The sequence below is a fragment of the Flavobacterium sp. MMS24-S5 genome (genome assembly GCF_050320125.1).
In the GTDB taxonomy this organism is placed as follows: Bacteria; Bacteroidota; Bacteroidia; order Flavobacteriales; family Flavobacteriaceae; genus Flavobacterium; species Flavobacterium tyrosinilyticum.
Map to the genome: position 1 here is coordinate 3,765,746 of NZ_CP190016.1, position 20,836 is coordinate 3,786,581.

At 32.6% G+C, this 20,836-nt stretch carries 14 protein-coding genes and 6 pseudogenes; 17 read left to right on the top strand and 3 right to left on the bottom strand.

What is annotated here, in order from left to right; translation table 11 throughout:
• Positions 1–30: 30 nt before the first annotated feature.
• Entirely contained in the window at positions 31–402 is a 372-nt protein-coding gene (locus ACPWTF_RS17390; protein WP_320492851.1) for a GxxExxY protein, read from the bottom strand.
• Between the two features lie 87 nt (positions 403–489).
• A complete protein-coding gene (miaB, locus tag ACPWTF_RS17395; RefSeq protein ID WP_427872305.1) occupies positions 490–1,935 on the bottom strand; it encodes a tRNA (N6-isopentenyl adenosine(37)-C2)-methylthiotransferase MiaB in 1,446 nt (481 codons plus the stop codon).
• Between the two features lie 551 nt (positions 1,936–2,486).
• On the opposite strand from miaB, the pseudogene topA reads away from it, so the two are divergent.
• From topA to ACPWTF_RS17435, 8 genes and pseudogenes are all read left to right on the top strand, one after another.
• Positions 2,487–5,005, top strand: a pseudogene (gene topA, locus ACPWTF_RS17400) (type I DNA topoisomerase).
• A gap of 6 nt (positions 5,006–5,011) precedes the next feature.
• Positions 5,012–6,163, top strand: coding sequence for a formimidoylglutamase (locus ACPWTF_RS17405; protein ID WP_427872306.1), 1,152 nt, complete (start codon positions 5,012–5,014; stop codon positions 6,161–6,163).
• A gap of 261 nt (positions 6,164–6,424) precedes the next feature.
• Positions 6,425–7,820 (top strand): annotated as a pseudogene (gldK, locus tag ACPWTF_RS17410) (gliding motility lipoprotein GldK).
• Positions 7,821–7,876: 56 nt separating this feature from the next.
• Positions 7,877–8,524 (top strand): annotated as a pseudogene (gldL, locus tag ACPWTF_RS17415) (gliding motility protein GldL).
• A 51-nt stretch (positions 8,525–8,575) separates the two neighbouring features.
• Positions 8,576–10,115: pseudogene (gene gldM / locus ACPWTF_RS17420) on the top strand (gliding motility protein GldM).
• 44 nt (positions 10,116–10,159) lie between these two features.
• Positions 10,160–11,150: pseudogene (gene gldN, locus ACPWTF_RS17425) on the top strand (gliding motility protein GldN).
• A gap of 181 nt (positions 11,151–11,331) precedes the next feature.
• Positions 11,332–12,322, top strand: a pseudogene (gene gldN / locus ACPWTF_RS17430) (gliding motility protein GldN).
• 78 nt (positions 12,323–12,400) lie between these two features.
• A complete protein-coding gene (locus ACPWTF_RS17435) occupies positions 12,401–13,474 on the top strand; it encodes an NAD(P)/FAD-dependent oxidoreductase (RefSeq protein WP_427872307.1) in 1,074 nt (357 codons plus the stop codon).
• Here ACPWTF_RS17435 and ACPWTF_RS17440 read toward each other — a convergent pair.
• Positions 13,455–13,838: a DUF983 domain-containing protein gene (locus ACPWTF_RS17440; protein ID WP_095928636.1), complete on the bottom strand. Its 384-nt coding sequence runs from the start codon at positions 13,836–13,838 to the stop codon at positions 13,455–13,457. The two genes, ACPWTF_RS17435 and ACPWTF_RS17440, sit on opposite strands and share 20 nt — an antisense overlap.
• Before the next feature lie 338 nt (positions 13,839–14,176).
• Between ACPWTF_RS17440 and ACPWTF_RS17445 the strand changes: the two genes are divergently transcribed.
• Genes ACPWTF_RS17445 through ACPWTF_RS17485 form a run of 9 tightly spaced genes read left to right on the top strand, consistent with a single transcriptional unit; the run spans position 14,177 to position 20,736 of the window.
• Complete coding sequence (locus ACPWTF_RS17445; protein WP_427872308.1) at positions 14,177–14,752, top strand: TerD family protein; 576 nt, start codon at positions 14,177–14,179, stop codon at positions 14,750–14,752.
• Between the two features lie 9 nt (positions 14,753–14,761).
• On the top strand, positions 14,762–15,427 hold the full coding sequence (locus ACPWTF_RS17450) for an HAD family hydrolase (protein WP_427872309.1): 666 nt from the start codon (positions 14,762–14,764) through the stop codon (positions 15,425–15,427).
• 2 nt (positions 15,428–15,429) lie between these two features.
• The gene (locus tag ACPWTF_RS17455; protein WP_427872310.1) at positions 15,430–16,236 is read left to right on the top strand and encodes a phosphoribosyltransferase family protein; all 807 of its coding nucleotides are present in this window, start codon (positions 15,430–15,432) and stop codon (positions 16,234–16,236) included.
• 3 nt (positions 16,237–16,239) lie between these two features.
• Positions 16,240–16,794, top strand: coding sequence for a TerD family protein (locus tag ACPWTF_RS17460; protein ID WP_095928640.1), 555 nt, complete (start codon positions 16,240–16,242; stop codon positions 16,792–16,794).
• Between the two features lie 3 nt (positions 16,795–16,797).
• Positions 16,798–17,406, top strand: coding sequence for a TerD family protein (locus ACPWTF_RS17465; RefSeq protein ID WP_095928641.1), 609 nt, complete (start codon positions 16,798–16,800; stop codon positions 17,404–17,406).
• A gap of 5 nt (positions 17,407–17,411) precedes the next feature.
• Positions 17,412–18,497, top strand: a complete 1,086-nt coding sequence (locus ACPWTF_RS17470) for a toxic anion resistance protein (RefSeq protein ID WP_250833968.1) — start codon at positions 17,412–17,414, stop codon at positions 18,495–18,497.
• Between the two features lie 35 nt (positions 18,498–18,532).
• The gene (locus ACPWTF_RS17475; protein ID WP_427872311.1) at positions 18,533–19,498 is read left to right on the top strand and encodes a hypothetical protein; all 966 of its coding nucleotides are present in this window, start codon (positions 18,533–18,535) and stop codon (positions 19,496–19,498) included.
• A 7-nt stretch (positions 19,499–19,505) separates the two neighbouring features.
• The gene (locus ACPWTF_RS17480) at positions 19,506–20,057 is read left to right on the top strand and encodes a TerD family protein (RefSeq protein WP_379796429.1); all 552 of its coding nucleotides are present in this window, start codon (positions 19,506–19,508) and stop codon (positions 20,055–20,057) included.
• Between the two features lie 19 nt (positions 20,058–20,076).
• The gene (locus ACPWTF_RS17485) at positions 20,077–20,736 is read left to right on the top strand and encodes a TerD family protein (RefSeq protein ID WP_427872312.1); all 660 of its coding nucleotides are present in this window, start codon (positions 20,077–20,079) and stop codon (positions 20,734–20,736) included.
• Positions 20,737–20,836: the final 100 nt, after the last annotated feature.

The following is a 20,836-nucleotide window of genomic DNA, read 5'->3' on the forward strand; positions in this document are numbered from 1 at the left end:
GATTAAAGTGATTAACACAGATTCTCTAAATTATAAAATATATCTTTTATATTGGAGGGATTTTGTTTGAAAATTAATCAGTAATCCTACTTCTGAATTAGATAACTTAATATAATTTAAAATCTGAGCAATATGTTCACTTGAAAATTCTTTTATAGCTTTTACCTCTAAAACTATATCTTCATTAATAATGAAATCAGCATAAAATTTATGAGGTAAAATAGTTCCTTTATATTCAATTGAATATTCCTTTTCTCTTTCAAAAGAAATATTATTTTCTTTAAATTCTAATTCTAAAGCGTCTTTATAAACTACTTCTAATAAGCCTGGGCCAAGATTTCTGTGCACTTCCATGCAAATACCAATAATCTTGTAAGTTTCTTTTTCTCTATAACGTTGCATAAATTTTTAATTTTCATCAAAATTTAAAAGTAAGAAAAATATTAAAAAAATCTTTCTAATCCTTTTAATCTGTGGCAAAAAAAAAAATTAATTCATGCTACTCAAACCGACTGCTTCACCTTTTAAAGTTCCGCTAGTACAGCTTGTGATTTTTACGTTTACGAAATCCCCGATTTTGTAATTTTCTTTTGGGAAAACTACCGTAATACTTTGAGAGTTTCTTCCTGAGAATTCTTCTTTGGATTTTTTAGAAACTTTTTCGACTAAAACTTCAACTGTTTTTCCAACAAATTCTTCGCTTCTAAACCAAGCATGTTTTTGTTGTAAATCGACAATTTCTTGTAATCTTCTGGCTTTAGTTTCTTCCTCCACATCATCTTTCATTTTTCTTCCAGCCAAAGTTCCAGGACGTTCAGAATATGAATACATATAACCGAAATTATATTTTACATATTCCATCAAGCTCATTGTATCTTGGTGGTCTTCTTCGGTTTCTGTTGGGAAACCAGCAATCATATCTTGCGAAATCGAAGCATCTGGAACAATCGCTTTAATTTTATCAATTAAGGCCATATATTCTTCACGAGAATGCAGACGATTCATTTCTTTTAAAATTCTATTGCTTCCAGATTGAACTGGTAAGTGAATATGCTTACAAATGTTTGGATATTTCGCAATAACATGCAAAATGCTTTCGTGCATATCCTGCGGATTAGAAGTCGAAAATCGAATACGCATTTTTGGAAAACCAACAGCAACCATTTCTAGCAATTGATCAAAATCAACCGCAGTTGCTTTCTGCATTTCAGAAGCATTTACGAAATCCTTTTTCAAACCGCCGCCATACCAAAGGTAACTGTCAACGTTTTGGCCTAAAAGCGTAACTTCTTTATAGCCTTTGTTCCATAAATCCTGAATTTCAGTCATAATACTCTGCGGTTCACGGCTGCGCTCGCGTCCTCTTGTAAAAGGCACAACGCAGAACGTACACATATTATCGCATCCACGAGTAATAGAAACCAAAGCTGTAATTCCGTTGCTCATTAAACGAACAGGTGAAATATCTCCATACGTTTCTTCTTTTGATAGAATTACATTAATAGCATCACGTCCTTCTTCAACTTCGGCCAATAAATTCGGAAGATCTTTATAAGCATCTGGACCAACAACTAAGTCAACGATTTTTTCTTCTTCTAGAAATTGGCTTTTCAAACGCTCTGCCATACAACCTAAAACGCCCACTTTCATTTTCGGATTCGTGCGTTTTACTGCATTGTATTTCTCTAAACGCTTGCGAATAGTCTGTTCTGCTTTATCTCTAATAGAGCAAGTGTTCACCAAAACCAAATCGGCTTCTTCTAGAACAGAAGTAGTGTTATAGCCTCCGTCAGACAAGATGGAAGCTACGACTTCACTGTCCGAAAAATTCATCGCACAGCCATAACTTTCTATAAATAGTTTTTTAGTATTCTCAGGTTTATTTTCCAAAACAAGACTTTCGCCCTGTTTGCTTTCTTCAATAATCTTTTCCATTGTAAAAATTCAAAGTGCAAAGATAGCGTAATTGAATCTAATATGACAAGATGTCAGATAAAGAATTAACAATGTTTTGAGAAATGTTGATACCTAATGCTTTGAGCTCAATTTAAGAGTAATTAGGAGCTATTTCCAGCTTTCCACTTCAAGTCCTCATAAAAAAAGCAAAGTTTCTAATGTTTCAAAAAGAGCTTCCGTTGGTCGCTTTTTTAAAACAAGAAACTTTTGCTTTTTTTACTCCGGGCTTTTCGCTGCAATCTGGGCTATGAAATTCGATTTTAAAAGAAAACTTAAACTAAAGTAAGTTGCAAATTAAATCGTAGATTTTAAGAAATGTTTTTTACAATTTAAAATTTTAGCTCTGAAATCTAAAATTAAAAGGGATTTCTTGGTTAAAAATCACTAAAAGTTATACCTATATATATTATCGAGATTATTACAGATAAATCTGCAATTTTAAGTTTCATAATATCAAAATACCTCAAAAATGCATTCGTAAGGTTAATATTTAAAAAAAATAAATACTTTTGTTGCAGAAAAATAGAGCAATGGCAAAGAATTTAGTAATAGTGGAGTCACCTGCAAAGGCGAAAACGATCGAGAAATTTCTTGGGAGTGATTTTCAGGTGGAGTCAAGTTATGGACACATAGCAGACTTACCATCAAAGGAAATAGGAGTAGATGTAGAAAATGGTTTTAAACCTAAATATGAAGTTTCTCCGGATAAAAAAGCCTTGGTAACGAAGCTGAAGTCACTTTCTAAAAATGCCGAAACGGTTTGGTTAGCATCCGATGATGACCGCGAGGGAGAGGCTATTTCATGGCACTTGGCGGAAGAATTAAAGCTAGATAGAAAAAAGACCAAACGAATTGTTTTTCACGAGATCACAAAATCTGCGATTCTTAAGGCAATCGACAATCCAAGAGAAATTGATTATAATTTAGTAAACGCACAACAAGCACGTCGTGTTTTAGACCGTTTAGTGGGTTATGAATTATCTCCAGTTTTATGGAGAAAAATTAAAGGCGGACTTTCAGCTGGTCGTGTACAGTCAGTTTCTGTACGTTTAATTGTAGAAAGAGAACGCGAAATACAAAGCTTCAATGCAGTTGCAACATATTCTATTGTTGCAGAATTTGTAAACGAAGCAGGAAAAGCTTTCAAAGCAAAACTTCCAAAAAACTTCAACACTAAAAAAGAAGCCGAAGATTTCTTAAATCAAAACATCGGTTCTAAATATAAGGTAGCAGATTTAGAAACTAAACCTACCAAAAAATCTCCAACAGCACCTTTTACAACTTCTACATTGCAGCAAGAAGCAGCAAGAAAATTGTACTTGCCAGTTGGAATTACTATGCAATTAGCACAGCGTCTATACGAAGCCGGACTTATTACTTATATGAGAACCGACTCGGTAAACCTTTCTAAAGAAGCAATGGATGCTGCACAAGCAGAAATTATCAAATCTTACGGGAAAGAATTTTCTAAACCAAGAGTTTTTGCTAATAAAAGTAAAGGAGCACAAGAAGCGCACGAAGCAATTCGTCCGACTGATATGTCTCGTCACACCGTAAATATCGACCGTGACCAAGCTCGCTTATACGATTTGATCTGGAAAAGAACTTTGGCTTCGCAAATGAGCGACGCACAATTAGAAAGAACAAACGTAAAAATCGAAGCAGATAATCACAGCGAAATTTTTACAGCTTCTGGAGAAGTATTGCTTTTTGAAGGTTTCTTAAAGGTTTACTTAGAAGGTCATGATGACGATGAAGAAGAGCAAGAAGGAATGCTTCCTGCTTTAAAAGTAAACGAAAAACTGGCGAATAGCTATATTACAGCCACAGAACGATATTCAAGACCGCCTGCACGTTACACTGAGGCATCTTTGGTTAAAAAACTGGAGGAGCTTGGAATCGGGCGTCCATCTACATACGCACCAACTATTTCAACAATTATCAATAGAAATTACGTTGAAAAAGGAACTCTTGAAGGTGTAGAGCGTAATTATACACAGCTTACTTTGCAAAACAGTAAAGTAGGAGAGAAGCTTTTAAAAGAAAATACAGGTTCTGATAAAGGAAAATTGGTTCCAACAGATATCGGAACTATTGTTACTGATTTCTTGGTAAAGAATTTCGGAAACATCCTAGATTATAATTTCACTGCAAAAGTTGAGCAGGACTTTGACGAAATTGCCGAAGGAAATATTGACTGGGCAAAAATGATGCAGGATTTCTACAATAAATTTCATCCAAATGTAAAAGAAGTTGAGGCAAATGCTGAACGTGAAAGTGGTGAAAGGATTTTAGGAAAAGATGCAGACGGAAGACAAGTTTCTGTTCGTTTAGGAAAATTTGGGCCAATGGCGCAGATTGGAGAAGCAGATGATGAAGATAAAAAGTTTGCTAGCTTAATGGCAGACCAAAATATAGGGAACATTACACTTGAAGAAGCTTTAAATTTATTCTTGCTTCCAAAAAGTTTAGGTGAATATAAAGGAGAAGAAGTGGAAGTGAGCAATGGCCGTTACGGTCCATTACGTTCGTCACGGAAGCGTTTTTATTTCACTGCCTAGAGGAGAAGATCCTCTAAGTGTTTCTAAAGAAAGAGCTCAGGAATTAATTGACGAAAAAGCACTTGCTGATGCGCCAATTGCAGTTTATAAAGGAGAAGCTGTTCAAAAAGGAGTGGGACGTTTTGGACAGATTCATTAAATGGAACGGACTTTTTGTAAACGTAAGCAAGAAATACAATTTTGATAATCTTTCTCAAGCTGATGTTGAAGAATTGATCGAGGACAAACTTCAGAAAAACATTGATAAGGTTATCCATAATTGGGAAGAAGAAGGAATTGTAGTAGAAAAAGCCCGTTGGGGACGCTCTGTGATTCTGAAAGGAAAAATCAAAATTGAATTAAGTAAAGATGTTGATGCAACAAAATTAACATTGGCTCAAGTTCAAGAAATGATCGCGGCAAAAACACCAGCAAAGAAAACTGCTGCTAAAAAAACAACAACGGCTAAAAAAGCTCCAGCTAAAAAAACGGCTGCTAAAAAGAAATAAGTATAGATGGAATTTGATTTTCTAGAACCAGTTAATGACGCAATTGTAAAATTCGTCGGCGCACTGTCTTCACAAGAGCTTGGAAGTAAAGTTGTCTTTCATACCCAAGATCAGTTTCCTGATGTTGCACAGATTAATATTGCTATAATTGGGGTTTTAGAAGACCGTACAAATATCAATATGATTAACGAAGTTAATCTAACTGCTGTGCGCAAAAAGCTTTACGGAATGTTTCCTGGTAACTGGGATGCTTCAATCGCAGATCTTGGAGATATACTTGCAGGCGATTCTGTAGAGGATACTTATTATGCATTAAAGAAGGTTACGGCTGCATTAATTAAGAATAAAGTCATTCCTATAGTCCTGGGAGGTTCTCAGGATTTGACCTATGCTTTGTATCGTGCTTACGATGATTTAGAGCAGATGGTGAATTTGGTTGCAGTTGATAATAGATTTGATTTTGGAAAGGAAAATGAATCAGTTTCGGCTAATTCGTACTTGACAAAAATTATTATTGATGAGCCAAATAACCTTTTCAATTACTGTAATATAGGGTATCAGACCTATTATAATTCGCAAGAAGAAATTGATCTAATCGAAAAGTTATTCTTTGATGCATATCGATTGGGCGAAATTTCAAACAAAATCACTTTGGCTGAGCCAGTTTTTAGAGATGCAGACTTGGTTAGTATTGATTTGAATTCTGTAAAATCTTCTGCTTCAGCAAATATGGTTACTTTTGAGCCAAACGGATTTAATGGAAAAGAAATTTGTGCTTTAGCAAGATATGCTGGTATTAGTGATAAAGTATCTTCATTTGGAATATTTAATCATAACAGTACAACGGCAGAGTCGGCTATCATTGCTCAGATTGTTTGGTATTTTATTGAAGGTTATCACTATCGTTCAAAAGAATATCCATTTGGAAGCCGAGCAAACTATTTAAAGTATATAGTTCCGTTAGATGATGAAGAATTGATATTCTATAAAAGTGACAAAACAGATCGTTGGTGGATTGAAATTCCATTCGAATCAAACGGCAACAATAAATTGAAAAGAAATACGTTATTACCCTGTTCTTACGACGAATATTTGTCAGCTTGCAATCAAGAATTGCCAGAAAGATGGTGGAAAGCGCAACGAAAAAACGCTTTGTAGTTCGAAAATTTAAGCGAAATCTTAAATTTTTAAAACTTGTTTAAAATAGTTAAAATTAATTAGTAAGAAAATACGTGTAATATATAAAAATTAACGTTTTACATCGATTTTTTAGAACAGTTTATCGATAAAATATTTTTTTTTATTTTATTTAACATTATTTTTGAACGGTAAAATAAATTCGCAAGTAGTATTGTTTTTTAGATAAATAATAAATACGTTTACGGACTTTTAATAATGAATAGATAATCCCAAATTTATATGAAGAAGTTTATTGCATTTGCAGCAATGTTAACACTAGTAATCGGCTGTGGTAAGTCAGGTGACAAAGGTGAATTAGTTGGTGTTACAGGAGGGAAATGGCATCCCGAGAAGCCTTATGGAATGACATTAGTTCCGGGCGGATCTTTTATTATGGGTAAATCAGATGCTGATTTAGCTAACGTAGAAGATGCTCCAACTAAAACTGTAACCGTGCGTTCATTCTATATGGATGAAACAGAAATTACAAATAGTGAATATCGTCAATTCGTAGAATGGGTGAAAGATTCTACAATGAGAGTTCGTTTAGCAATCTTAGCAGATGAAACTGGACAGAAAGCTACTGATGGAAAAGGTAAAAAAGGCGGAAGCATTGCTGATTACGCTTTTAATGATTCTGATCCAGAAAAAATGACAGCTTATGATAAATACATGTATGACAACTACTATAGTGTTGGTACTAAAGATGATCCATACGCTGGAAGAAAATTAAACAGAAAAGTTAAGTTAATTAAAGATACTAAAGCATATCCAGATGAGTATTATGCTGAAGTAATGGATTCTATGTATTTACCAATTGAAGAATCATACAATGGTTTAAGAACAATTGACGTAAATAAATTGAAATTCCGTTATTCTTGGATGGATATTCAAGCTGCTGCAAAAGCTAAAGTTGGAAAAAGAAGTGACTTCGTAAAAACAGAGCAGGTAAATGTTTATCCTGACACTGCAGTTTGGATTAAAGACTTCGCTTATTCATATAATGAGCCAATGCACAACGATTATTTCTGGCATAAAGCTTATGGAGATTATCCTGTAGTTGGTGTTACTTGGAAACAAGCTAAAGCATTCTGTGCTTGGAGAACTTTAAACAAAAACAGTTATATTAAATCTAAGAAAAAAGGACGTGATCTTGTAAACTCTTTCAGATTACCAACTGAGGCAGAGTGGGAGTACGCTGCTAGAGGAGGTCTGGAGTCTGCTACTTACCCATGGGGAGGTTGCTTATACTAAAAGTGATAGAGGTTGTTTCTTAGCAAACTTTAAACCAAGTAGAGGAGATTATGCTGCTGATGAAGCTTTATATACAGTAGAAGCAAAATCATATGACGTAAATGGTTACGGATTATATAATATGGCAGGAAACGTTTCAGAGTGGACAGATTCAGCTTACAATCCAAACGCATACGAATATGTTTCTACAATGAATCCAAACGTAATTGATGGTAAAAATCAAAGAAAAGTAGTTCGTGGAGGTTCTTGGAAAGACGTTGCTTATTTCCTACAGGTAAGTACTCGTGACCACGAATATGCTGATTCTGCTAGAAGTTATATCGGATTCAGAACTGTACAAGATTACATGGGTACTCAAGTTACAGGAAACAGAAAAAAGTAATTTTATAATTTTATCAATATCCAACAAATCTATTTTAAACCTAAAAAAAAAGTATTATGGCATTATTAAGTAAAAAAGCAATGAATTTCGCTTATGGTATGGGAGCGGCAGTGGTAATCGTTGGAGCGTTATTCAAAATTACTCACTTTGAGATTTGACCATTAACAGGTACAGTTATGCTTTCAGTAGGATTAGTTACTGAGGCGTTAATTTTTGCGCTTTCTGCTTTCGAACCAGTTGAAGAAGAACTAGATTGGACTCTAGTTTACCCAGAATTAGCTAATGGACAAGCAAGAGAGAAAAAAGCTAAACCTGAATCTGCAACTGATGCTCAAGGATTATTATCTCAAAAATTAGACACATTATTAAAAGAAGCTAAAATTGACGGTGAATTAATGTCAAGTTTAGGAAACAGCATCAAAAATTTCGAATCTGCTGCTAAAGGAATTGCTCCAACTGTAGATTCAATCGCTGGGCAAAAGAAATATTCTGATGAATTAACTTTGGCTGCTACTCAAATGGAATCATTAAACAGTTTGTACAAAGTACAATTGGAAAGTGCTTCTAGAAATGCTGAGGCTAACAAAGAAATCGCTGATAACGCTACTAAATTAAAAGAACAAATGGCTTCTATGACAGCAAACATTGCTTCTTTAAACAGCGTTTACGGTGGTATGCTTTCTGCAATGAGTAACAAAGGATAATTAGTTTTTAACTAAATATTAAATTTATTAATAAGAACTAATTAAAGAAAAATGGCAGGAGGAAAATTAACCCCTAGACAGAAGATGATTAACCTGATGTACCTGGTTTTCATCGCAATGTTAGCAATGAACGTATCAAAAGAAGTAATTTCTGCTTTTGGTTTGATGAATGAAAAATTCGAAGGTGCAAACACTAGTTCTATAGAGTCAAACGCTGGTTTATTAAGCTCTTTAGATCAAAAAGCTGCTGAAGCAAAAGGAGAATTTGCTATTGCTGCAGTAACAGCTCACAAAGTTGAAACAATTACAAAAGATTTTTATGATTATATAGCTACTCTAAAAGCTCAGGCAGTTAAAGGTTTCGAAGTTGATAAAGCAACAGGAAAAATGCCTTATGAGGCTATGGATAGAGGAGATAATATCGACGACTGGTTTACAGGAGACGGTTACACTAAAAAAGGTAACGAAATTATATCTAAAATCGAAAAATATAAAGCTGATATTAAAGCAGCTTTAGGAACAGACAAAAAGTACGCATCAATTATTGCTGAGGTTGAAAAGAAATTTGATGTTTCTGATGTTAAAAACAAAGAGGGAATTAAAGAAAAATACTTAGCGTACCACTTTAAAGGATTTCCTGCAATCGCTACAGCTGCAAAACTTTCAGCTTGGCAGAATGACGTTAAAAAAGTTGAAACAGACGTTTACAACAGTGCTTTAGGTAAAGCTGCAGTTGCTGCTGCTTCTTATAGCAACTACCAAGCAATCGTTGTTTTAGATAAAAATGCTTATTTCCAAGGAGAAAAAGTTACTGGTAAAGTTGTTTTAGGTCGTTACGATGAAAACACAACACCAACTTCTTTCCAAGGTTCAGGACAAATCGTAAACGGACAAGCTGTTATCTCTTTAACTGCTGGTGGAGTTGGAGAACAAGACATCAACGGACAATTTACGTTCTTAGAGGATGGAAAAAATATTCCTTTAAAATTCTCTGGAAAATATGTTGTAGTTCCAAGACCAAACGCTGCTACAATTTCTGCAGACAAAATGAACGTAGTATATAGAGGAGTTGTTAACCCAATCTCTGTATCTTTTGCTGGTGTTGATGCAAATAAAATTGTTGCAAGTGCTCCAGGTTTAGCTTCTGCTGGAAAACCAGGAAAATATAACATGAGCCCAGGTCAAGGTACTGAAACTACAATTTCTGTAACAGGTACTTTACCAAACGGTGATAAAGTAACTGATAAGAAAACATTCAGAATTAAAGGTATTCCTGCTCAACAGGAACAATTAGAGGTGAGATGGGAGTTGTTAAAGGCCTAAATCTAACTTAGAGATTGCTACTATTGGTGCAAAACTTCTTGATTTTGATTTTGAAGTTGGTTTAGATGTTGTTGGATTCAATATGAAAATTGCTGGACAGCCTACAGTTGTTGTTACAGGAAACAAAATGAATGCACAATGTAAACAAGTACTTTCAAGAGCAGGTAAAGGAGACCAAGTTACTATTTCTGAAATTAAAACTAAACTTGTTGGAGCTGGTAGTTATTTATTGCCAAGAACTGCTCCTGTAATTTACGAAATACAATAATAAAGTAGTGTAAGCTACATTCAATATCTTATAACGATACCACGATGAAAGTAAGAAATTTTTTAATAGCTATTGTTTCTATCGCTGGAGGTTTTGCTTCTAATGCGCAATCTAATTTGCTAAACGCTAAAACTCCTGCTCAGATTGGACTTAAAACTCCTGCTCAATTAATATCTGATAATGATAAGCCATTGGCTTATGGTTACGTAGATGATAGAGATATCTTGATGGGAAAAACAACATGGGAGATCATTGACTTAAATGAAAAAATCAACTTTCCTTTATATTTTCCAGTAGATACAGCTAATATTGGTCGTAACAGACGTTCTCTTTATGACGTTTTAACTAAAGCTATTAAAGGTGGAAAAGTTACTGAAGTTTATACTGACAGTTATTTCAATACTAAAAAATCTATGAAAGACATCGAGGGCTCATTATCTCGTATTGATACAACAGATGCAGGTAGAGAGTTAATTAACCAATATCCAGATGACTACAAATCACGTGTTGTGAAGAAAAAAGTTGTTTCAGGTAAAGGTAAAAATAAATCAGTTTCTTATGTTGAAGAGACAGTCTGAACCAACAAGAACGGTTCCTGCTGAATATATCTTAAAACAAGATCTTACTGCTGCAGATGTTACACAGTATAAAATTAAAGGATACTGGTATTTTGATAAACGTCAAAGTGAATTAAAATATCGTTTACTAGGAATTTGTCCTGTAACTCCAGACGTTTATACAATGAATAGTGATGAAAAGGATTATATTGAATTGTTTTGGGTATTCTTCCCAAATGCCAGAGAAGCATTGCATGAAGCAAAAGCGTTCAATGACAACAACTCAGCTCTTCCGATTTCATTTGATCAGATTTTAAATTCAAGACGTTTTAATGCGGTTGTTTACAAAGAGGAAAACCTTTATGGAGACAGAGCAATTAGCGATTATATGAAAGACAACGCACAAAATCAGTTGTTGGAATCTGAAAGAGTGAAAGAAAAAATTCGCAACTTTGAACAAGATATGTGGAACTACTAAGTTGATACATAGCATGATAATTAAAAAACTCTTACTACCTTTGTAGTAAGAGTTTTTTTTTATGTCAATATATTATTATAAGCTGTCTGCTATAGGTTGAATATATTATTTTATATTTATGTAAGAAAAATAACAATATTTGTAATAAAATTTCGTTTAATGTCTTGTAAAAATTATCATGATGAAAGTAAGAAATTTATTAATCGCTATTGTTACTGTTCTAGGAGGCATATCTTCTAATGCTCAGTCTAATTTACTTAATGCCAAAACTGCCGATCAGATAGGGTATAAGACACCCGCTCAAATGATATCTGATAATGATAAGCCTCTAGCGTATGGTTATGTTGATGATCGAGATGTTTTGATGGGAAAGATGGTTTGGGAAATTATTGATTTAAATGAAAAAATTAATTTTCCGTTATATTTTCCTGTGGATACGGCCAATATTGGCCCAGATAGACGTTCGCTTTATGATATATTAACCAAAGCAATGAGAAACGGTAAAATAACAGAAGTTTATACAGATAGTTATTTTAATACAAAAAAGACTTTAAAAGACATTCAAGGATCTTTATCTCGTGTTGATACAACAGATGCGGGTAGAGAGCTTATTAATCAATATCCTGATGACTATAGAACGCGTGTGGTTAAGAAGAAAGTAGTTACAGGCACAGGAAAAAATAAGAAAGTAACTTATGTTGACCAGACAGTAGGAACCAACTAGAACAGTTCCTGCTGAATATATTTTGAAGCAAGATCTTACGGCTGCTGATGTAAGTCAATATAAAATTAAAGGGTTTTGGTATTTTGATAAAAGACAGAGCGATTTGAAATATCGTCTGCTTGGCATTTGCCCTGTAACGCCCGATGTTTATACCATGAATAGTGATGAAAAAGATTATATTGAACTATTCTGGGTTTTCTTTCCCAACGCTAGAGAAGTACTACATGAAGGAAAAGCTTTTAATGATCAGAATTCTGCCTTACCAATTTCCTTTGATCAGATTTTAAACTCAAGACGTTTCAATGCTGTTATATATAAGGAAGAAAATGTCTATGGTGATCGTGAGATTAAAGATTATATTAGAGATAATGCACAAAGCCAATTGCTAGAGTCTGAAAGGGTAAAAGAGAAGATTCGTAATTTTGAACAAGATATGTGGAATTACTAAGTTCATAAACTCATAATAAGAAAAACTCTTGCTACCTTTGTAGTTAGAGTTTTTTTTATTTTATCTATACACTTCACAATGCTTGATTATTTAATCGTCGGATTTGGTTTGGCTGGAATTTCTTTTGCCGAAATCGCCTTAAAAAACAATAAATCTATTTTAGTTGTTGATGACAAATCTCAGAATTCTTCGAGAATTGCTGGAGGTTTGTACAATCCCGTTATTCTGAAGCGATTTAGTGAAGTCTGGAATGCTAAAGAACATTTGGTTTTAATGAATGAATTTTACGAACAGGTTGAAGGTAAACTGAACGAGAAATTCAATTTTAAAATGCCAATTCTTAGAAAGTTTTTTTCAATTGAAGAACAGAATAATTGGTTTGCAGCTTCAGATAAAATAAACTTGGCTCCTTTTTTATCAACGAAACTAATTACTAAGAAGTATCAAGGTATTGATTCTCCTTATGATTATGGAGAAGTTCTACATACGGGTTATGTCAAAACTGGACAGCTATTGGAAAGTTATAAAACCTATTTAAAGGAAAACGATTTACTTCTTGAAGAATCTTTCCATAGTTCCTTCCTGGAGATTCTTGATTTAGGAATTCAGTATAAAAATATTAAAGCGCGCCATATCATTTTTGCAGAGGGTTTTGGGTTGCATAAAAACCCTTATTTTAATTATCTTCCTTTAGATGGAACAAAAGGGGAACTGTTTTTAATAAAAGCGCCAGATTTGAAATTGGATTTAATTGTTAATACCAGTGTTTTTATTTTACCAGTAGGTGGCAATTTATTTAAAGTTGGAGCTACTTACAATTGGCATGATAAAACAGATCTTCCTACCGAAGAGGGAAAACAAGAGCTTCTAGATCGCATTAAAGAAATTATTACCTGCGATTTTGAAATTGTAAAGCATTTTGCTGGAGTTAGACCAACAGTTGCCGACAGAAGACCTTTGGTAGGTACTCATGAAGCATACGAATCTATTCATCTTCTTAACGGACTAGGGACACGTGGTGTAATGCTCGGACCGGCTTTAGCGAAAATGTTGTATGATAATATTGAAAGCGGAACTCCAATAGATAAAGAAGCAGATATAAAACGCTTCCATAAAAGATATTTAAAATCTCTTACTCCTGACCGGCCTTAGGATCGTACGAAACAAACATATTAATGTATAAGTTTCTCGAAAGACGAAGTACAAAAGGAAACAATGCAACTAATGTCAAGATAATTGCAATAAAGGCTTGTTCGATTGTGGCTCCAAAAAAGACAAACGAAACAATAAAAGCTGCAATTCCTACCGCAACATTTAATCCGTAACTAACATACATTGCGCCATAAAAGAAAGAAGGTTCAATTTGGTATTTGAATCCGCAATGGCTGCAATGCTCGTTCATTTTGAGAACTTTGCTCAAATGAAGCGGATTTTTGTCTTCATACATGCTTTCTTTTTGGCATTTTGGACAACTTCCTGTTATAATGCTATTTAATTTGGAACCTCTTTTAAACATTTTAATGCTGATGTAATTTTAGAAATATTGTAAACTAAGAATTGATCTTTAATAAAAGCACTTATAATTTCAATTTTGAGTTTTTAGAATAAAATGTAAATATAGCAATAATGTTTGTTTTTTACTCGGTCTTGTATTCTCATTAGTTTAAGATAAATCTTTGCCGTAATTTTTTGTTGGTAAATAATTTATTATGTAAAAATTAAATCAACGCAATTTTAATAGAATTGTACTTTAATTTGTTGATAATTTTTTTGCTTTTACGGTTTTCCTCATTATTAATGGTCTTCTTTTTCGTATTATTGTGCAAGTTAATTTTTTTAATATAAAATAGAATAATGGCAATAAATTTACAAAAAGGACAAAAAATTGATATAGGCCTCTCTAATATTACTGTTGGTTTAGGATGGGATCCAAATGAAGGGACGGGCCATGATTTTGATTTGGATGCTTCAGCCATTATGATTAATGCTGATAGAAAACTTTTAGGTGAAAGCTATTTTGTTTTTTATAATAATTTATCATCTCCAGATGGAGCTTTATTGCATACAGGTGACGATCCAACTGGAGGAAATAGTGATGGAGACGATGATGAAGCGATAAAGGTTGATTTAGCTAAAATTAACGATGCAATAGAAGAAATTCTTTTTATAGTTACAATTGAAGATTTTGAGCGCAGAAAGCAAAACTTTGGGCAGGCTCGAAATTCTTATATTAGAATTGTTGATGATGCCAATGGTCAGGAGATTGCTAAATATGAATTAGGAGAAGATTTTTCTATTGAAACAGGTGTCGAATTCGGAAGATTATATAAGAGAAACGGTAACTGGAGATTTGAGGCTTCAGGAATTGGCTACAGAGCCGATTTAGGTTTCTTCTTAGAGAAATATTATTCGGGAGAAATAATTAAATAAAGGAGATTCTTGAAAATAAATCATGAAAATTACAGCCATCTTTCTTTTGATTTGTGGCTGACATTAATAAAATCAAATCCAGAATTTAAACAAAAAAGAAATCTATTATTTAAGGATTTTTTTGAAATAGAGCATGGAATTGAAAGGGTAAATGAAGTCGTAAGGTATTATGATGTTTTATGCAATAACATTAACGAAAAAACAGGATTAAATATTGATACGTACGAAATTTATTATTTAATTTTAGGAGCTTTAAATGTTGATTTTGATAAAAATGGTACAGATCGCTTACAGGAGTTTTACAGCCATACAGAAGAGCTATTTATAAAATATAAGCCAGTTTTAATTTATTCTGATATTGAAAAGATGTTTAAAGAAGTGACCAATCAAGGTAAATCGATAAATATTTTGAGCAATACAGCATTTATTAAGGGGAAGGTTTTAAGAAAAATATTAGAACATTATGATCTGGCCGAATATTTAAAATTTCAGATATATTCTGATGAAGTCGGATTTTCAAAACCAAACACTGAAATTTTTAAATTGGTATTTGATGAAGTTAATAAATATAAAAAAATAGAAAAAAAGGATGTTTTGCATATTGGCGATAATAATATTGCTGATTATAATGGAGCATTAAAATTTGGTTTTGATGCACATCTAATAAAGATATAAAAGTGAATATAAGCTATAGTTTACACAAAATTGCTGAAGAAGAAATCTGTCCTTTTAAAGAGGCAGAATACAGCCGATTTAAATTTGGAGATAAGTATTTTGCAGAGAAATTTGCAGAAGATCTTTTCGACGGATTTGTTGCTCAACATAAAGATTTAATTTTATCAAATAAAGACATTGTTATTTTACCAAGTCCTTATTTGTCTATTCCAACTGCATCCAACTTTTTGTGCTATTATTTTAAAAAAGAGCTAAACAGCTATTTGTTTAAAAATGGGAAAAAAGCTTGTATTGAATCTAAAATTTATAGAAATCAAACTTACGTAACAGATTACGGAAATTTAGATTTTGAACAAAGAGTAAAATTAATATCGAATGATACGTATTACATCGATCGTAATTTTATTGAGGGCAAACTATGCATTTTTGTAGACGATATTAAAATAACAGGCAGCCACGAGCATACAGTAAATAAAATTTTGGATCAGTATAATGTCAAAGGAGATTTTCTATTTGTTTACTACGCAGAATTGACTAATAAAGAGATTCATCCGAAAATAGAAAATCATTACAATTATTTTGCGGTTAAAAACGTAGAAGATATTGTCTCTATTGTAAATAGTGAAGATTTTCAATACAATACGAGAATCGTAAAATATATATTAAGCCTGGATGACAAACAATTTGCTTATTTAATTTCTAATATTTCTAGAAAGAAAAGTAACGAATTATTTCATCTTGCAATTAGTAATAACTATCATCAGATTTTAGAATATCAAAACAATATTAACGTAATAAAAATAGATTAGATTATGGCTATTAATTTACAGAAAGGACAAAGAGAAAATATTAATGCACCAAAATTTACAATTGGTCTAGGATGGGATACAAACAACAGTAGTACAGGTTCTAGTTTCGATCTTGATGCTTCGGCTTTTATTGTTGGTGCTAACGGAAAAATATTATCCGATTCTCATTTTATCTTTTATAATAATCTAAAAGCTCCAGACGAATCTGTTATTCACACAGGTGATAATTTAACAGGGGATGGAGACGGTGATGATGAGCAAATTAAAATAGATTTAACTAAAATAAATCCCGCTGTAAAAGAAGTTTGTATCGTGGTTACAATTCATGATGCTCAAGAAAGAAGACAGAATTTTGGACAAGTGCGTAATTCATTCATTCGTATTGTAGATGATTCTAACAATACAGAAATGGTTAAATACGAATTGGAAGAAGATTTCTCTATCGAAACTGCAGTTGAATTTGGAAGAATTTACAATAAAGATGGACAGTGGAAATTTGAGGCAATGGGTGTTGGAATGAAAGGCGGATTGGAAGATTATTTAAATAAATATAACTAAGATATGGCAATTAATTTAGAAAAAGGACAACGTATTAATCTTGAAAAAAGCAATGGCTCAAAACTAGTAAACATTTGTGTAGGTGTGAATTGGGGAGCAATCGAGAAAAAAGGATTTTTTGGCACAAAAAAAGAAGCAGTAGATCTAGATGCTAGCTGTGCTGTTTATGACGACAAGAAAAATCATATTGATTCGGTAAACTTTAGAAAATTAATTTCTAATGATCGTGCAATTAAACACAGTGGAGATGATTTAACAGGAGATTTAAATGGTGACGACGGATTGGATAATGAAGTTATTACTTTAGATTTTTCTCAGTTAACGCCTTCTGCAAGTCATGTTGCATTTTTTATAAACAGTTTTAGAGGTCAGGATTTTAAAGATATTCCTTTCGCATCGATCAGAATATACGAAGGTACTCCAACTAGAGTAACTCAAGAATTTGCGCGTTACGATGTTGCAAATGATGCTTCCTTTGCTGGTAACGTATCCATGATTTTAGGTGTTTTTTATAAAAGAAATGACGAATGGAAATTTAATGCAGTTGGAGTACCAACAAGCGATAAAAAATTAGAACAAACTATTGTTACAATTCAACAGAATCACTTATAAAAATCATGGAAAATCAATTAGTTACTCAGGAGAATACTGCTTTGATTGATAAAGATGGAAATGTGAACTTAGCTTCAATTACAGAAGCAGAAGTAAATAGTTATAAAAGCATTTCGAATCAATTGAATGAAAATGACGCCAATTCGATTCTGAATTATGGCGCCGAAATTCAAAATTCTATTGCTAAACAAAGTGATAATTTCTTAACGAATGTAAGAACTTATAATTCTGGCGAAGTAGGAGGTTTGATTAATGATTTATTAACTGAACTGAATTATATAGACGTTGAACAGTTAAATCAAAGTCCGTTTAAAAGATTCATTTCAAAAATTCCGTTGCTTAATAAGTTTATTATTGATGTAAAAAAGTTATTCCAAGAATACGACAGAATTACTGTAAATATTGATAAAATCAGTAATAAGGTAAAAGCAGGAATGATTAATTCTGTGAAAGATAACAGCGCACTTCAAACGATGTTTGATGGCAATGTGAATCTTATCAAAGAAATGGAAAAACACATTATTGCAGGACAAATTCGTTTTAAAGAATTAAACGAAGAGCTTGCTGTAATGGAAGCAAATAGCGCGCAATATCAGGATTATCAAATCTCAGATAAAAGAACTTTCATCAATCGTTTAGACAAACGTCTTGCTGATATGAAGATTGTGCGTTTTATCATGCTTCAGTCTTTGGCACAAATTAGAGTGGTGCAAAACAATAACACTTCTATTGCAGAAAAAGCACAGTCTATATTGACTACAACAATGCCAGTTTGGAAAAACCAGCTTACACTTGCGGTAGCACTTCAAAGACAAAAACAAAATATAGAAGTACAAAGAAAAGTATCAGAAACAACAAATACTATTTTACAGAAAAATGCTGAAATGTTGAAACAAAATAGTATTGAAGTGGCTAAAGAAAACGAAAATACAGTCGTTTCTCTTGAAACACTTAAGATGACAACGAAATCTTTGATTGATACTTTGACAGAAGTGAAGCAAATTCATGAGCAAGGTGCAGAAACCAGAAGACAACTTGATGCCGGTTTACAAAGTCTAGAACAAGAATTGAAAAAAGGTGTTGTAAGCTAAGATTAATAAAAATTGAATGTTTGGAAATTAAATAAATGCAGGAGGAAGAGGAAAGATATCTTGAAATAATAAAAGAGAGTAATAGAAAATTAGTGGTTTTAGAATTGTTAGCCAATTTCTTCAATCACAAGGATCTTGTTGGAGTTTTGGTACGAACAAAAATCATTCACAAACTCTTCGAAAAAAATAGAATTTTAGATATTAATAAACTGGAACTTTTTCATATTCAATATACTAACAGTTTAATTGATTTGTTTCAAAAACTAAAAAAATCAAAAGAACAACAGTATGTTTTAATTTCAGATGAGATTTACATTAACGAAGATATTTTAGCAAAATTAAAATCGGAAATCGGGGAGACAAAGCTTGCAAAACAACTGCAGCTTCATGCTCAAAATATGTCAAGAAAGATAGAAGAACTCTATCAATTGTTTGTCACCGAAAAAGATGTTTTTTTTAATTGGAATGATTTGTTGACTTTCTCACAAAGCATTCAGGCAGAATATTATAGAGAAATTACTATTGATCAGTACGAGAAGCTTTCGCAGTTTAATAAAAGTGTATATGAAAATGCACACGCACGATTTGAAAGAAAGCTTTTAGGTCGACTAAATATTTTAGGTTTTAAGATCAAATTTTGTTGCGGATTAGTTTGTAATAATGAGATTATAGAAGTTTATGAATTCAGAGATTCTAATGACAAATTTGTTTTTGTTGCTAACGAGAAATCATTCTATTTCTTAAATGAAGAAGCTGTAAAAGGAATTGATCTTTCTAAAAATGATTCTTCTAAACAAGTTATTATAAAAGGGCTGAAAAATAAAAATGCGAACCTAAAAAAGGAACTTAGTACAATAAAAACAACACTGCCTGAAAGTGTTTTAGAAGTGCTAAATGAATATCTAGAAAAAATTTCGTCTGTCGATTTTCTGGATGAATTACAAAATGTTGATGAGCAGACTAATATTTTAAAAACAATGTTGAATATTAATATTAATTAAAAATAAAATGGCAATTAACTTAGAAAAGGGACAAAGACAAAGTATCGATGCTCCAAAATTTACTGTTGGATTAGGATGGGATAGTAATTCAAGCAACACAGGATCAAGTTTTGATTTGGATGCTTCAGTTTTTTTAGTTGGTGCAAATGGAAAAATTCCAAATGACAATCATTTTATTTATTACAATAATTTAAAATCTCCAGATCAAGCAGTTACGCATGCAGGTGATAACTTAACAGGAGACGGCGATGGCGACGATGAAAAAGTCTACATCGACCTATCTAAAATTTCTCCAGAAGTTCACGAAATCTGTTTTGTGGTTACCATTCACCATGCTGATACAAAAAGACAAAATTTTGGACAAATTAGAAATTCATTTATTAGAATTTTAGATCAGGCTAATGTTGAGTTAGTGAAGTATGAACTTGACGAAGATTTTTCTATAGAAACGGCCGTAGAATTTGGTAGAATTTACAAAAGAAACGAAGAGTGGAAATTTGAAGCTGTTGGTATTGGAATGAAAGGCGGTTTACAAGATTACTTAAATAAATATAATTAATTTTAAAACATTAACTCAAATGGCAATTAACTTAACCAAAGGTCAAAAAATTGATTTAAGAAAAACTAGTGGTGAAACATTAACCAACTTCTGTGTTGGAGTAAACTGGGGAGCTATTGAAACAAAAGGCTTTTTAGGATTATCAAAAAATGTAGTGGATATTGATTTAGATTTAAGCTGTGTATTAATCGATGATCAAAACAAACTATGCGATCATTTGTATTCCCCACTTTACAGAGTAGAGGTTTTACAACAATTTGGTTTGCCAAAAGGTAAATTGATAAGTGTAGATGGTGCATTGAAACATACTGGTGATGACCTTGCAGGTGATACGGGTGGTGACGATGGTTTGGATAATGAAATTATTACAGTTGACCTTTCTAAAGTTGATGCCAAAGTAAATCAGATATTTTTCTTTTTGAATAATGCAGGAAAAGAAGACTTTTCTCAAATTCCTTATGCAAAAATTAGAATGTATGAAGGAACTCCAACAAAAGTAGTTTCTGAATTTGCTTCGTATAATGTAGCCGCAGACCGTCAATATGTAAACAAGCGTTCTATCATTATGGGTAAATTGTACAAACGTAATGGAGAATGGAAATTCAGCGCAATTGGAGATCCAACAGACGATACTTTTTTAGGACAGACTATTCATAAAATAGTTGAATCTTACCTATAAATTGAAAACATTAATGTATTAGAGTTTCTCAGGTGATAGATCTGTTTATCAAGCTGAGAAACTTGTAATATTTTCATGCATTATTTCATTTTTAGTAGCG

Bases quoted from the DNA above. Each gene is read 5' to 3' on its own strand.
- ACPWTF_RS17390 (WP_320492851.1), bottom strand. From the start codon at position 402: ATGCAACGTTATAGAGAAAAAGAAACTTACAAGATTATTGGTATTTGC.
- miaB (WP_427872305.1), bottom strand. From the start codon at position 1,935: ATGGAAAAGATTATTGAAGAAAGCAAACAGGGCGAAAGTCTTGTTTTG.
- ACPWTF_RS17405 (WP_427872306.1), top strand. From the start codon at position 5,012: ATGGAATTTGATTTTCTAGAACCAGTTAATGACGCAATTGTAAAATTC.
- ACPWTF_RS17435 (WP_427872307.1), top strand. From the start codon at position 12,401: ATGCTTGATTATTTAATCGTCGGATTTGGTTTGGCTGGAATTTCTTTT.
- ACPWTF_RS17440 (WP_095928636.1), bottom strand. From the start codon at position 13,838: ATGTTTAAAAGAGGTTCCAAATTAAATAGCATTATAACAGGAAGTTGT.
- ACPWTF_RS17445 (WP_427872308.1), top strand. From the start codon at position 14,177: ATGGCAATAAATTTACAAAAAGGACAAAAAATTGATATAGGCCTCTCT.
- ACPWTF_RS17460 (WP_095928640.1), top strand. From the start codon at position 16,240: ATGGCTATTAATTTACAGAAAGGACAAAGAGAAAATATTAATGCACCA.
- ACPWTF_RS17465 (WP_095928641.1), top strand. From the start codon at position 16,798: ATGGCAATTAATTTAGAAAAAGGACAACGTATTAATCTTGAAAAAAGC.
- ACPWTF_RS17470 (WP_250833968.1), top strand. From the start codon at position 17,412: ATGGAAAATCAATTAGTTACTCAGGAGAATACTGCTTTGATTGATAAA.
- ACPWTF_RS17475 (WP_427872311.1), top strand. From the start codon at position 18,533: ATGCAGGAGGAAGAGGAAAGATATCTTGAAATAATAAAAGAGAGTAAT.
- ACPWTF_RS17480 (WP_379796429.1), top strand. From the start codon at position 19,506: ATGGCAATTAACTTAGAAAAGGGACAAAGACAAAGTATCGATGCTCCA.
- ACPWTF_RS17485 (WP_427872312.1), top strand. From the start codon at position 20,077: ATGGCAATTAACTTAACCAAAGGTCAAAAAATTGATTTAAGAAAAACT.